Consider the following 14,851-nt stretch of genomic DNA (forward strand, 5'->3'; position numbering starts at 1 on the left):
GACAGATGGTCGCCAATCCTCATAAACAAAGGGAAGTACAGGCTTATCCCGTATTTTTGTTCCCCGGCTTGTTCCCCGGTGTTGTAATGGCTGCTGAAAAACCCGCGACGCCTAGTCAATACCGTTCAATCGAGATCAATTGTGCGGAAAAGGTCAACTGCAAAATTCTGACTCAATTTGATCGAGATCAAAGAAATAACTATTTCAATTATAAAAATCGTAGTCGGTTCACCATCAAATTTTCTTTTGAACCTGAGCAGTCACAAAGTTTTTAGTTCCCCGAATCGTTCCCCGGTTTTAGCTTGGTAAGCTTAACTAGGAATTTAGGCATCAGAAGTCTGAAGCCGATTGCTGAGATCTTTTCCCGAAGGCTTCTCGGACTTGGTCGCGAAGCATATTAGTCCGGCTTGTTGCGGCAGTACGCAGGCGCACTCGCCTTAGACATACGTCTTCCGCAATCTAGTACAAGTAACCGGAACTTTGCCCAAGTCAGCTCAAGGCGCGAACACTGCGCAGAGTCAAAGTACCCCTATCTTTGATCAAGGATCGTCGTAAAAGCGTAGTTTGCGCCGTACGTCAGCTCGCGTGATATCAGCGCCGAAGCGCTAGACATTGCCGCCGGTTACACCTGCTAAGTCCTAAATGAAAACAAAGCCATCACGCAGCTTGTACTCATAGGTATCTTGCCGGCTGTCTGGCCGGTGCCCCGCTCGGCGGTAAACCCAGTTCATTCCGCACGCGATTACCGTTCACTCGACGAATTTGAGCTGTAACTTGCGCATTAAGCGGCTCAATTCTGATGAACGCGGTGGTCCAGTCACAGACTTCAACGCAATTCGGCAAGCGCGGTACATGAAAACGCGCTTTTGATGCACTCCCTCAATAAGCAGGAACTCATCATCTTTTGATCGCATAGCAGAAACAACAAATACGTACTATCGCGACATCACTGAACTACATATGCTTACATTCACTGCAAAAGTGCTTTTGTCATCGTTAAAAGCTAAGCCTTTATGCCTCGTAACCAAACCTGAGGCTGGTATTGCACGTATGAGTAATTAACTCTTTATATCGATTTGAATTTGCACATCTTCGCTAACGTCGATCTGTTAGGTCATGTCGAAATGGCTAGAAAAACTGCATTGGATTTAGGCACTTTCTAAAACTTTAGCGAAGCTGGCCGCACGAACCCAGCATGACTGTTGCAGAACCAAAATAGGAATAGGTATGAAAAATCAATCCCTCCATCACACTCCCATTAAAGTACGTGGAGCACGCATTACAAAAATCAACGGCATCGCGGCCAGCATGGCACCACTCGCTGTTGCCATTTCAGCACTTTGCGGCAGTATGGGCGTGGTGCAGGCGCAGAATACATTTGTTAACGTCACCCCCGCCGGATCCACTACTCCATCTGGATCGACCGTGACCAACTCAATAGCGGTGGGAGCCGCAGCAGGAGCCAGCTCAACCGGGAACGGAAACGTTGGGGTGGGTAATGTTTCAGGTCAGAATGTCACCGGCGACGGCAACATCGGCGCGGGAGCTTTCTCCAGCTTCGGCATCACTGGCGACAACAACACAGGCTCGGGCACTAGCAGCAGCCGTAATATTACGGGCATTAACAACACTGGCTCGGGCGTTAATAGTAGCCAGAATATCACTGGGAACAGTAACATTGGTGCGGGTCAATCCTCAAGCGTCAACATAACCGGCAGCAACAACTCTGGCTTGGGCATTAATAGCAGCCGTAATATCACCGGTGATAGCAACACTGGTTCGGGTACTAATAGCAGTCAGAGTGTCACCGGCAATAGCAACGCTGGCTTTGGCAATGCATCCAGCATCGGCATCACTGGCAGCAACAACATCGGCGTGGGAACTTTTTCCAGCTTCAGCGTCTCTGGCAGCAACAACGCTGGCTTGGGCCTTAATAGCAGCCGTAATATCACCGGTGATGGCAACACTGGTTCGGGTACTGGTAGCAGTCAGAATGTCACCGGCAATAACAACGCTGGCTTGGGCTCTAGTAGTGGCATTAACGTAACCGGCAACAGCAATATCGGTGCGGGAACTTTCTCCAGCTTCGGCGTCACTGGCGACAACAACACAGGCTCGGGCACTAGCAGCAGCCGTAACATTACGGGCAGTAACAACACTGGCTCCGGCATTAATAGCAGCCAGAATGTCACTGGGAACAGTAACACTGGTGCGGGTCAATCCTCAAGCATCAACATCACCGGCAGCAACAATTCTGGCCTGGGTTTTAATAGCAGCCGTAACGTAAGTGGCAGCAACAATACGGGCATCGGCCAGAACTCTGGCGTCAACGTCACTGGCAACGCAAACACTGGTACAGGCCAATCCTCTAGCGTCAATGTCACTGGCGGCGCCAACACTGGCTCGGGCGTTAGTAGCAGCCGTGACATCACGGGCACTAACAACACCGGCGCGGGCTCCTCCTCCAGCTTCAACGTCAGTGGCAACAACAACACTGGCTCAGGCGTTAACAGCAGTCAGAACATCATCGGTGGGAGCAATACCGGCTCGGGTGGCAGAAGCAGCGTCAATGTCACTGGCAACTTCAACACCGGCGCGGGCAGTGACTCCAGCCGCAACGTTACCGGGAGTAACAATACGGCGATAGGCGTAAGTGCGGGTAATAATGTAGTGGGAGATGGCAATATTGCGGTCGGCATGGGTGCGGGTAGCAGCCTTACCAGCGTTAATAACAGTACGGCTATTGGTACCAGTGCACGCGCACTGGGCTCTGACGCCATTGCCGTAGGTACCAGCGCCTCGGCAGCCAGTTTTGACGCCATCGCTGTGGGCAGGGGAGCAACTGCTGTTAATTCGTTGTCAGTAGCCATCGGTGCGGGCGCGCGAGCGGTGTCATCTGTGGCTGTAGGCACGGGTGCGCAAGCAACCGGGTTAAACACCACAGCATTGGGTGACTCTGCCAATGCTGCCGGCAATTTGTCTGTCGCAGTGGGCGCATTTTCAAGTGCCACGCATTCGAATGCGGTTGCGCTAGGTGCCAACTCGGTGACCACTTCGACCGACTCGATTTCAGTCGGTAGTGTTGGTGCAGAGCGCACCATCCAAAATGTAAAGGCGGGCGTATTGGCGACCGACGCGGTCAATGTCGGCCAACTTAACTCGATCACAACCGCAGCTGATGCGCGTTTTAACGCAGTTGATGCACGCTTCAATGCAGTTGATGCGCGTTTCAATAGAGTAGATGCGCGCATCGATGAAGTGGAGAAAACTGCCGCTCGCGGCATTGCGATTAGCATGGCTTCGCAGCAAAGTCTGCCGCAATTGGCACCCGGTAACTTTGGTATCGGGGTGGGTGTGGGCCACTACAACGGGCAAAGTGCTGTTGGGGCAAACGTAGGCTACGCCATCAATCAGGCAGCCATTGTGTCATTTGGCTTGGGCAGCTCCGGCGGCAAGATAGGCATGCGGGCGGGTGCAAGCTTCAAGTTCTAAATTACAAGTACTGATCATGTCACGACGACGCAAGATCTTGGTTGAAAACGCAGGCCTCGCGCCTGCTTTTTTGATTTTTTGCAATACTTGAACGACGATGGTCACGCCGGTATTGCGATGCTAAGCGCTCGAAGATCTAGAGAGCTCTGGCTGCACAAGCTAAATCCCGTTGCATACCCAGCTGACAAAGCTCCCGATGTTTTAGGCCATGATGAAATTCCAGCTAGGCCGACTAATCGGCAATCATGGATAAATTCATTGTCGAACAAAGTAAGTCCATCGGAGTATGTGTCTGGGAGCAAACAAGACGTCACATAAAAGCCCGACCTATTTAAAGACGCATGAGTAACTCGCACAATATCCTGTTGAACACCGCCCATGGGCTGATGATTGTCAACAGGCATGAAATTGACCACGACTTCGGTGTAGCCAAGTCTTTGGCCGAAGACGGTGTGTACGAGCCTGAGGAATTGCGCCTTTTGACCGATGCAATCGGTTACCTAAAACCCGCGCCGGTGTTACTCGACGTAGGCGCCAACATTGGTGTGCATACCCTCGAATTTGCCCGCCACAGCGCCCGTACTGGAGGGCAAGTGCATGCCTTCGAGGCTCAGCGTATTTTGCACGGCATGCTGTGCGGCAATGTGGCTCTGAACAATCATTTAAATGTACGCTGCCATCATGCAGCCGTCGGTGCTGAGACCGGGGAACTGGAGATGCCAGCTATCGACTATGGCCGTCCAACCAGTTTTGGCAGTATTGAGCTGGGCACCCGCAGCCAGCGCGAACCCATAGGCCAAGAGCTGCAATGGAGCGGCACCGGCGAAAAAGTTGCACTCATAACACTAGACAGTCTAGCGTTACCGCGAGTTGATTTGATCAAAATCGACGTGGAAGGCATGGAGCAGGCCGTACTTCAAGGCGCACGCCAGACTCTACTTCGCTGCCATCCGGTGCTTAGCATCGAGCACATCAAAAGTGACGTGCTGGCCTTGCGAGAATGGCTACGCGCAATGAACTATGTTATTTACCCATTAGGGCGTATGAATTATCTATGTATTCACTCGGCGAACCCCGTGGTGAGTATGGTCGGCGTCGATGCCCTGCCAGATTAATAACAGGCAGTCTCACGCATGAAAAACACGCCCGTTTACGACCCGATGGCCGGTACGCCAGATGCGCTGGCGCATGCCATCAACTGCGCCGACATCGCCCTACAAAAAGGCGACTGGTCCGCCTTGGCCATGTGGGCCGAGCGCGCCGTGCGGGCCGCGCCTGGGCACGCGATGGCATTGCAGTGGCTGGCGCACGCCTTGGACATGCAGGGTCGTTGCGGGGATGCGCTGGTGCATTGGCAGGCAGCCGCGCACAGCGCGCCACTGGATGCCCAGGCCTGCTACAACTACGCTGTGGCACTGAGTCTAGCCGGCGAAAAAGCTGCGGCGGTGGTTCAGTACCAAGCTGCATTGCGCGCTAACCCTGACCACACCGACGCGCTCTGGAACTACAGCGAACTTTTGCGCCTGAGCGAGCATTTCGCAATGGCTGCAACCTGTCTGGAGCGGCTGCTGGCGCTCGGTCAGTACTTTAAGTGCCTACATCACCGGCTCGGGGTTTGCTACGCCGCACTTAACCACCCTGACGCCGAGGCGCAACTGCTCATGTCTGTTGCAAAAAAAGAGGATGAGCTGACGCGATGGGAACTGGCGCACTATTACTTGGCACGCCAACGTTTTTCTGAAGGTTGGGATGCATATGCAGGCCGTTTTGACGGGGAGCCTGGGCATCAACCCGTGATCCGCCATTTCTATGAACGCACCGATGGTGTGCCGCTTTGGGACGGCGCACCACTTGGCACTGCCACCCTGCTGGTGCACGGAGAGCAAGGTATAGGCGATGAGTTGATGTTTGCGTCAATCGTGCCCGACTTGCTGCAAGCGCACCCCCAGACCAAGGTAGTGCTGGCCGTTTTTCCTACCCTTCATAGGCTGTTCACCGAAAATTTTGCCGACTATCCCCAGGTAAAGGTGGTTCCGCACTTGCGGGGCAACGTTTCAGCGCAGCTAGACTCTCTACCTGAACGGCCTGTAGCGCATCTGCCGATTGGCAATCTAGCAGCCTTGTTTCGACGTCGCGCCGAGGACTTTCCGGGGATAGCTTGGCTGCGTACCCCGGCGCACATTGACGGAGTCATTGGGCAAAAGCTTGCACTTTTGCTTCCACCAGCCCCTGGTCTGCTCACGGTTGGCCTATGCTGGGGCAGCAATCCAAGCGTACGCACCCAGCACGCGCGGCAGCGCAATATACCCGCTGACTTGCTGGCTCGCCAGCTGGCCCTACCCACCGGCGGTATGTCGGGCGTTCGTTACGTCAGCGTGCTTAACTCCGACAGAGCTGCCGAGCTAGGTTGCGGCCCCGAATTACAGGCGCTGGATTTCAGTCCTTGGTTGACGGACATGGCAGACACCGCACAACTGCTACAGCGCTGCGACATCGTTGTGACGGTGTGCACCTCGCTGGCCCATTTGTCTGCCAGCTTGGGGCGCGAAACTTGGGTGCTGCTGCAACATCACCATGAATGGCGCTGGGCGCAGGAACGAACTGATTCGTACTGGTATCCGCAAGTTCGCCTGTTTCGCCAGGCAGAGCCCGGCGACTGGGCAGGCGTGCTGCGCGACGTAGCAGCAACCCTACGCACACGCGTGCAGTGATGTTTAGTCCGGATTTACATCTTAGGGCTAAATCGGTTTTGCCCTAACCAAAGTGCAAACGCGAGGTCGCACAACTTTTGCAACAACCGTCATCGGGCGGGTCGGCGTCGCCTCAATAGAGCAGTTTTGATGCAAGATTGTTATGTATATGTTTAATACCAAAAAGTTAAGAAGTGCTTTTACTAGCCGGATTGTTTCAGATGACTGGAAACCGCGAGTATTGGCTGCGCTGGGCGGAGTTTCGCTACTTTCCGCATCGGTTTTTGCGCAAACACGGGCACCAGAAATAAACCCGCCCTTGGTACTTTCACGCTCTTTGGGAACTGTGCCAATTACCAGTCACGACCTGCTAGGCAATTGGGTGCTTAGCTGGCCAGAATCAGCCAGCTCCAACACAGTGTTGGTTGAAAGGGTCGAGGTATTGCCAACCTATACCAATTTTTTCGGAAAACTGGCATCCGCTAATGAGCTTTGTCCGATGGATGGCACTGTGGTCAACAACGCGACTGTGCTTGTGGAAGCCAACAAGCCAAATGCAGCGCCAGCGCGGGTTGAGCTTCAGGCCTATGTAGGCGTCAGGATCGAGTGCCAAGCTACGCGAATCTTTATCCACGGGTTGGGCACACCAAGTCGCAAGGCAGCCATTGTTGGCCGCGCTGAGGTTACCAACAAGGCTAGTGGACGATCAGTGTTAGAACCCATTATTTTCAACCGTCAATGAATATAGGCAGCGCCGTCCAGCGTGTAAGAGCCTCAGACCTAGTCGGCCGAGTCCTTGAGGAACAAACAAGATTCTCCAAATGCCTGCATCGTCTTAGTTCGCATCTTGAGAGATTGACGCTGCTTTGGTCTGACCAAGGAGCATGGTGTACCGAACTTGATAAATGGGGAGCTCGTAGGCCAATACATCAACCGGCGGCGTGAAATCTCATTTTGCAGATTTATCTGTTGAATTCCGTCGAAATCTGACCCACTTAGCGCAGTAATTTCCATCCCAAACTGACCCACGTAGGCACTACCCTGCTTGTTCTATAAGCAGAGGGAAATTGGGCGTGGTAGACGTGGCGACATTGAATGTCATCAGCCGTTGGACATTGAGGGATCAAATGTCCATCCGCGAGATCTCAAGGCGTACACGCCTGGGTCGCAACACAATAAAGAAGCACCTGCGATCGAAGCGAACCCAAGTACCCGCGGCGGGCCGGCTCAAGCAAGCTCGATGCCTATGCGGAGAAGCTGGCCACTTGGCTGGGAATCGAGGTAACAAAATCGCGGAAGTTGCGACGCACTTTGAGGCAGATCCACACAGACTCAGCCTAAAAAGGAGAAAACCAGGGACTTATCCACGTTGTGAGCACCTTCTGCTCCCCAAGAGTCTGGGTCAATATTCGATGGAAAACTCAGGTCGGACTTCAGCGGAGTTCAACACCCTTAAGTCACGATGAGTAGGAGGCGAGTCGTTGTGTAAGATCACGCCCCTCCAAACTACAGTGAGTTAATCCCAACGGAGCCTCTCTAACAAGCCAATCAGAGTAGCCGGGATATTTTCAATACACCCAATTTATTTAATTATGGGAGCAACTTGCAAATTTTTAAGGGCACTCACGAAAGCCTCCTTCACGGTTTGAACCGGCTTCCTTAATGAGCGTCCTTCAAAAGTAGCCACCATAACCCGGGTATTTATCTCAGGGGTAAAAAATCGGTAATCGTATAGCGACGGATCCTTAACCTGACTGAGGGTATGTAGTGGCAGGATCGCATAACCAAGGCCATCAGCAACCAGATCGAGAATGAGCGGCATACAGTCAACCTCAAGCACTACATTTGGCGCCAACATAAGCGCGGCCATTTGCATTTCTATCAGCATGCGAACGTTATTTGGACGCGTGGCGATAATTAGTGGTTCTTGGCTGAGTGTTTTAAGATCCACTGAAGCAGCAGGGAATTTTTGCATTTTATTTCTGAGCCCAATAAAAACCATTGGCTCCTCAAAAACTGTTGTGAGTTGCAAGTTTGGCCGCCAAGTCGTGTGGTAGCCAATAGCAAGGTCAATCACACCAGCCTCGAGCTGCTGCATCAAAGAAAAGGAGAGCCCCTCAAGCACACATGGTTTGATCGCTGGATGGGTCCGAAACAGATCTGCGACTACAGGTCGACCTACCAGGCGCGCGAGCGTTGAAGGTAGACCAACGCGTACCGTTTCGCCGACGCGCTTACCCGAATTGCCAACCTCGCTGCGAGCAAGGTCAAGCTGTCGAAATATTGATTTTGCGTGCTCAGCTAGCACAAGCGCGGATGGCATTGGTCGAACCCCATGCCCATCCCTGTAAAAAAGAACTTGATTTAAATCCTTTTCTAATGTTCGAATTGTTCGACTAACCACAGACTGCGCAATATCAAGTGCACAAGAAGCTTTGGTGAAGCTTTGCAACTCCACTACTTTGAGAAATATTTCAAGCTTTTTGAACTCCATGAGGCAATGTAACTACCTGCAGTATTTACGGCAACCTGTAATGTATAAAACTATGCTCGTAATGAGTATTTTGCATCACCAAACAGCCGGTAGGTTTAAACACGTGGCGCTACTATTTAGTTAGTAGGAAGACACTTTGTTTTAGAGACATCTACCTAGCCAAACCACTTAGCTTTGTGCGATTTAAAGTCGCGCTGCCACGTGTCATGACCAACACTACACCAGCAACACAAAGTCGACCTCTACATCAAGAAGCTAGACGGCTGGCTGTAATCGAGGGCCAAAATTGGGGAAATACCGGCATGAACTAAAATAAGTCAGATGGCCACAACCTCGCGCCATCGAAACTCACTGCAATCAAACGATGAATACCCCAAGATAACCTCTGTAACACTTAGATATAAATTGACATTTTTTCTTCCGCTTCGCCTTCAAGTTGGCAATTCGAAAGAGCAAAATTCAGTTCTTGTTCATCTCTAGTTATTACGGTCAGTTATTGTAAGAAAGACTGCGTGAGCGCGATTAACTGCACCCAGATAGTCATAAATTCGAAGCAAATTAGATCGCAGCTTCGACTTGCTAATATTCAGTGCACTTGCAATCTGTTGATCGGACCTTCCCATCCTAAGAAGGCATATTATTTCCTGCTCGTGACTGCCTAACCTGACTGATGGGGATGCCAAATTATTCAAAGCTTTACCCTTGTCAATAATTTGCTCAATCCAATCGGTCACTAAATTATGGACATGATCATATTCCGATTCCATATCGAGTACTGTCACATTGCTGCTGAAAATTTCTGCCAAAGGAAAATTAGATGATCGAACTAATAGCAGGACCGGAAGAGCCGCCGGAATGGTGGTAAGGTGAACTAAGTATCTTTCATCTGTCGTAACAAGCGCACACGCATCACCTTCAAAGCACTCATAATCTCTTATGCCCCAACTACGACAACTTGGGTTGTTGCGGAAACTTTCGCGAATGCCGAGCTGCTCAAATACATTTAATCCATCTAACGCTATTATCATTTAAATAAGGAGATCTAAATATCCCACCGCACAGTGAGTCAGCTAATCATAAATAGAAGCATTAGGGTAAAGCTTGCCGTAATCTTCAAAGACTTACTTTAAATAGTCAATTGGAACAAAGTACCTTAGAAGTTATTTCACTCTATTTTTTACTGCGCCACACAACAACTCAATAATCAGAAGCAAATTTTTCCAGTATGGAAGCAGTTGCAGGATAAAAATAAATTCAAATTTACGTCGCGCAGTTTTCAATAGTAATAAAACTTACTGCATCCCTAAAGCGAGTTTCCGGATTTTTTGAACTGCAATTTTTTTTTCGAGAGAATCTCGCAGCTCTGATAACGTGGGCATTGCCTTGATTCGTTTATCAGTTAATTTTAAAAAATGAAATCCATAAGCTGATTGGACTGGAGGAGATATTTCGTTGATTTCAAGTTTAGATACGGTGGCAAGTATTTCTGGAACTTCAGGAATTTCTGAAAACCAGCCAATATCGCCTCCCTGACCAGCTGTAAATGGATCTTCCGACCATCTCCTAGCAACCTTTTCAAAGGCAATTTTTTTATCCAGCATTCGTTGGACACCTTGAATTTTGTCTTTACTATCAATCAGTATTTGACTAGCCCTGTACTCCAGATCGGAGAAAACCTTCTTCTCTTCAGCATACGCGACTTCAAGCTCACTTTCGGTGCTGGGATTTTTAGAAATATAGTCTTTGACATATGAATCTATGAGCAGCGCATCTCTTTGACGGTTTAACCTCTCATTAAATTCCTTGTCATTTACTATTGCAGACATGGATGCAGCAATCAAAATCTTTTTGCGAATAAACTGCCAATCATCCAGCGCAACGAGTTGTAGTGCAATGTCCTTTTTTGTTGCGGTTGATACGTTTGTCGATGAGGATGTATGAGGACTCGATTGTGCTAAAGCAGTGTTAATTAAGCCCATTGACCACGCCAACAAAACGAGAACAAACTTCCGAAAGAATATAAATATGGAAACTAACATGATGGGATAGAAATTAGATTAACTTAACCGCAAATACCATATTAAATTAGCAAGACTTTTTAAAATTAAGGCCTACTTTGCACTGCGTGAAATGCCACCCTTCCGTAGGTGGAAAACGCCAGGCCCAAGTATGCTTGATTCACCAAATAAAATTGAATGCCGGCAGTGACCTTGCCGTTTTCAAAATTCCATCGGACCCCGTTGTGTAGCTGCGCACCGCTGGTTAGCGCTAGATAGGGATAGCCTTTTGTGTCCCACCAGCTTTTGTAAGCCGTCTTAGGCTCATTTACCTGTTTGACATAATTAGGATTCATAACAGTCATTTTGAACGCATTTACCTCACGCAAACTTACGCCGTGTCCAGCTTTTACTACATTCAATGTGCCTACTCCTAAAGCTTTCGCTATGGAATTACCAGCCATAAGAAACTGACTGTTTAAAGACATCTCACCATTATTCGGAAGAACGGTTACGATTTTATCTAAGCCGTCTCCGGCGCGAGTAATAAGATTTTGGCCGAAGTTAGTCAACGGCTTAGAGACTGCTGGCAGTCTGGACATAAACAAGCCCCCCCACCCGCCAATGTCTCCATTGTGCTGAAGGGAAATAAAATCGATCCGTGGTGCTGACCATTTAGCAGTATTTTCAGTAATACCTATCCGTCCTTCTAGTCCAGCCCCTAAACTTACTAGATTGTCAGGTACGATATTATCTAGATTTACACTGGCTTCAAAAGCCACAACCGAAGTTAGTTTGTTTGCTCGTGCCTCCTTGGCTATATCTGTACATCCAATTACAGGAGTACATGCCCAAAGTTGAGTTGACACTCTAAGAGCAAATCCAGCGGGAATTACGAAAGTTCCGATCGGAGTAACTATCGGAAAAGGTACTTTGTACTTGACATCTAACCTAGCGTATCCACCATGCGTCGCATTCCCAATAAAGGTCGCCGACCAATCTTTATTAATTCTTTGATTTTGGGCGTCGGCCAAATATCTACGGCGCCAGGCGGCTTCAGTTTTACTAACATAATTACCGACATCAGGGGTGGTGTCTAATGGAGAACCCTTTTTGTAGCCGAGTACTTGACGCAATGCGAGGTTGCGCACGAGACCGGAAGCATTGCGAAACAATTGATGGTATCCCTTTCGGGCTTTTTCAGCATTGGTTTTTGCAAGCGACCATTGTGCTTTAGATACTGAGTCTTCGCCTTCGGCTACATCGGGTTCCGACAGATCCGGAATCGAAGCAACGTCCGCTGAGATTAGATCAGCAAATAGTTCTTTGGTCTCTGCATCATAGTAAGGTGCAACTTCTTCATCATCTAGCTCTTCTTGACTTGGAGAATTTCCAGCTGTATTCAGAAAAGCATTTGCTGCCGTTGAAGCATATGAAGTGAAGCTAGGTTTTGTCCCGCCAGTGCCTCTTACTATATTGTTCGGTATTTTTGTTTGCCGCCAAATGTAATAAGCCTGCTCGGCAGCCATCACCCACCTGTTTTTCTTTTTACTGGCCGCGGTAACTGCTCCACTTGCACTATAACTGTTGGTGTTTAATTCCTGACTTTCATTACCACTTAGAAATTCGGTGTCTTGAAATTCAAAATCTTCACTCATCGGATTGAAATATTTACCCCCGTATGAAAACGGTGCCATACTTTCGTCTGGCGGCAAATTCTCTCCTGGGTCGTAGTTTGAATTAGTATTTGCTTGAGTGAGACCGTAACTTTCAGTGAACGCAGAGCTTTTTGGACCTTTTGGTACCCAAGCATACATTTTGAGACCGAATGCTTTGGGATACATCAAAATAGGATCTAGCAGTGTTACCGCATGGTTAAAACATTCGTCAGCATGACTGCCTTGATATTTACACAATGACTTTAACTTTGCGTAACCATATTGTCGGCCTGAACCGTTGGTAGCTGTTCCAATTTGATCAACGGCACGTTTAAGATCTTTTCCGGGAACGGAACCATGTCGAACCTTCAAATCTGGTAGGTTGTAGTCGAATGCACCTTTGAGACAAATCTGATCCCCGGATTTCGGAAAACTACTATTGCAACTTTTCCCTTGATTTCTAGCCCTGAATAGAGATTGCTTATAGTCAAAATATGATTTAAGTAGCTTTGGGCATGTGTCTATCACCTTAACCGTATAAGAGTCGTAACCTTTGCATTTTTTAGAGACTACAGCCGATGCCTCCATTGGGATAGCTGTAAAAAAAAATGATGAAAACACTAACAGTAAAACCCTGATGTTTTCCTGCTTCATCTGCTTGGGAATTTCGTCTCCAGTCAAAGGAGCACTACGTTTGTTTTGTTTTTTCACGATCAAATCGCTCATATTCACTCCTTTAACCAATTAAATATTACTGACTATGCAAACTGCTTCTATAGCCTAGTTGACAGTAACAATCTGTATTCTCGGTTTTATATTATTTGTTGTTGCGAATTTTGGCTACGGCTCCGGCGTAGTTTCTGGTATGCAAAAAAAGACTTGCGAGGCTCGCGGTTTTGAGGAGCCGCTTTATGAGGCAATGGGCAACGCGATTGATGTCGCGCAAAAACTGCTGGGTGCGCTTGCTGCGGTCGCCACTGCACTTGATTGCGTGAAACCCCTGTCGAAGGGCTTTCGCAAATTGGAGATACCAGTTCAATAACTCTGCGTCCGTGCTAACGAATGGCAGCTTCAAACTAAACCTGTCACACAAGCGCCGTCATTGATTGCGGCGGCGAGCCAAGTCACACGGCCAGCAGGCTAGTTCTTATCCATAAGAAAAACACCGATCTGTCGAGCGCCGCGGAGGCGGAAATCCTGGTCGCATCAGCTTGGAGCGCTGATTTATCAACGATGTACCCAGAAGGTTCTGCGCGAACGCATTGGCCGGCTTTCGTGACGATCCGGGTAGTCGGTAATGGCTGCGCGCAGGTCTTCAGCGTGAAAAGGTGTCGCGAAGGCGGGGTGGGTTGCCCCCTTCCAGCACTAGCATGGCGGACTGCCTGAGTCGCTCCATACTACGATGGAGTTGGAGCTCCGGAAGTCAAGGCCGCATGAACCAGATGAATTGGAAATTGTGAAAAGGGAAAGTCCTGCTGAGTTGGGCAGGCATGCACATGCTTAAGCTAACGTCATTTGAAAATTGCAAAAATCTGCAGTTTGATGCGGTTGGCGTTTTATTGAACAGAAGATAGCCAGCCGAAGGCAGAGGCTCAATCCAGCAGCGGCATGTCCAGTATGACCAGCGCCGGGCCATCGCGCGTGGCAGATAGCATGACCTGGCGCGCGGTGGCAGACTTGAGCACCAAGCCTTCTTCTACGACGCTGCCAACACGAAAAGGTTTGGGTGGATTGCCGTCAATCGCGATCAGCGCCGCACCACCACCGGGCGCGCCAGCTATCACCCCCTGTAGGACAAAGCGGCTTGAAAGAGTTGCCTGTGGCTCGGCGTTAGGCTCCGTAGCCCCCAGTATGCGGGCCAGTGCCCGCGGATCAATAACGGTAGGCGCAGCGTCTTGCGGCGCAGAAGTTGTCGAGCCATGCCCGGATGAAAAACGTACACCCCAATACAGCCCGCTCCCCGCAGCCAGTGTCCAAACCATTACGGTGATGGCCCGCATGGCCCATTTACTTTGTGAAACTGACACCATGCACAGATTATGATGCAACCAAAACAGCCGTCCAACCCATGCACTTCATGAATTACTTCAAACCTTTTGCGCGTCGCAGCATACAGGCCGGTTTCACACTCATCGAGCTCATGGTGGTGCTGGTCATTATTGGCGTGCTGGCCGCTCTAATTGTGCCCAACGTCCTTGACCGCGCCGACGACGCACGCTTGATGGCCGCCCGCACCGACGTGAACAACCTGATGCAGGCCATCAAGCTCTACAAGCTCGACAACCAGCGTACACCCACGGCAGAGCAGGGTTTGCAGGCACTGATTGCAAAACCCAATAACGCCCCCATTCCTGGCAACTGGAGGCCTTACCTTGAAAAGCTGCCCAACGACCCATGGGGTCGTCCTTATCAGTACCTCAATCCTGGAGTGAAGGGTGAAGTTGACGTAATGTCGCTGGGAGCTGACGGCCAGACTGGTGGCGAGGGAAAAAACGCAGATATTGGAAGCTGGCAGTGAGA

General features: G+C 49.7%; 10 protein-coding genes and 1 pseudogene. 7 read left to right on the forward strand and 4 right to left on the reverse strand.

All coding sequences use genetic code 11. From position 1 onward, the window contains the following. The first annotated feature begins 1,227 nt into the window (after positions 1 to 1,227). The 5 genes and pseudogenes from DT070_RS21455 to DT070_RS21670 all read left to right on the forward strand — a co-directional run. Positions 1,228 to 3,492: a YadA-like family protein gene (locus DT070_RS21455; RefSeq protein ID WP_153976324.1), complete on the forward strand. Its 2,265-nt coding sequence runs from the start codon at positions 1,228 to 1,230 to the stop codon at positions 3,490 to 3,492. A gap of 341 nt (positions 3,493 to 3,833) precedes the next feature. Continuing rightward, positions 3,834 to 4,607, forward strand: a complete 774-nt coding sequence (locus DT070_RS21025; protein ID WP_122957152.1) for an FkbM family methyltransferase — start codon at positions 3,834 to 3,836, stop codon at positions 4,605 to 4,607. Between the two features lie 18 nt (positions 4,608 to 4,625). Then, positions 4,626 to 6,203 carry a tetratricopeptide repeat-containing glycosyltransferase family protein gene (locus DT070_RS21030; protein ID WP_122957153.1) on the forward strand — a complete coding sequence of 526 codons (1,578 nt, stop codon included), beginning with the start codon at positions 4,626 to 4,628 and terminating at the stop codon, positions 6,201 to 6,203. A gap of 148 nt (positions 6,204 to 6,351) precedes the next feature. Further along, a complete protein-coding gene (locus tag DT070_RS21460) occupies positions 6,352 to 6,924 on the forward strand; it encodes a hypothetical protein (protein WP_153976323.1) in 573 nt (190 codons plus the stop codon). A 331-nt stretch (positions 6,925 to 7,255) separates the two neighbouring features. Beyond that, positions 7,256 to 7,514 (forward strand): annotated as a pseudogene (locus tag DT070_RS21670) (IS21 family transposase); the annotation flags it as partial. 250 nt (positions 7,515 to 7,764) lie between these two features. Here the strand turns inward: DT070_RS21670 and DT070_RS21040 are convergent. From DT070_RS21040 to DT070_RS21465, 3 genes are all read right to left on the reverse strand, one after another. Further along, complete coding sequence (locus DT070_RS21040) at positions 7,765 to 8,676, reverse strand: LysR family transcriptional regulator (RefSeq protein ID WP_122957154.1); 912 nt, start codon at positions 8,674 to 8,676, stop codon at positions 7,765 to 7,767. A gap of 1,292 nt (positions 8,677 to 9,968) precedes the next feature. Next, positions 9,969 to 10,715, reverse strand: coding sequence for a peptidylprolyl isomerase (locus tag DT070_RS21045; protein WP_122957155.1), 747 nt, complete (start codon positions 10,713 to 10,715; stop codon positions 9,969 to 9,971). Positions 10,716 to 10,780: 65 nt separating this feature from the next. Further along, positions 10,781 to 13,057 (reverse strand): hypothetical protein, encoded by a 2,277-nt coding sequence (locus DT070_RS21465; protein WP_153976322.1) that lies wholly within the window; start codon positions 13,055 to 13,057, stop codon positions 10,781 to 10,783. Positions 13,058 to 13,115: 58 nt separating this feature from the next. Here DT070_RS21465 and DT070_RS21470 point away from each other — a divergent pair, with 58 nt between their 5' ends. Next, positions 13,116 to 13,373 (forward strand): hypothetical protein, encoded by a 258-nt coding sequence (locus tag DT070_RS21470; RefSeq protein ID WP_153976321.1) that lies wholly within the window; start codon positions 13,116 to 13,118, stop codon positions 13,371 to 13,373. Between the two features lie 550 nt (positions 13,374 to 13,923). On the opposite strand, the gene DT070_RS21055 is transcribed toward DT070_RS21470, so the two are convergent. Beyond that, the gene (locus DT070_RS21055) at positions 13,924 to 14,331 is read right to left on the reverse strand and encodes a general secretion pathway protein C (RefSeq protein ID WP_228778625.1); all 408 of its coding nucleotides are present in this window, start codon (positions 14,329 to 14,331) and stop codon (positions 13,924 to 13,926) included. Between the two features lie 77 nt (positions 14,332 to 14,408). Here DT070_RS21055 and gspG point away from each other — a divergent pair, with 77 nt between their 5' ends. Beyond that, positions 14,409 to 14,849 carry a type II secretion system major pseudopilin GspG gene (gene gspG / locus DT070_RS21060; protein ID WP_164483792.1) on the forward strand — a complete coding sequence of 147 codons (441 nt, stop codon included), beginning with the start codon at positions 14,409 to 14,411 and terminating at the stop codon, positions 14,847 to 14,849. The last annotated feature ends 2 nt before the right edge of the window (positions 14,850 to 14,851 follow it).

This window comes from Polaromonas sp. SP1 (assembly GCF_003711205.1).
Lineage (GTDB): Bacteria > Pseudomonadota > Gammaproteobacteria > Burkholderiales > Burkholderiaceae_C > Polaromonas.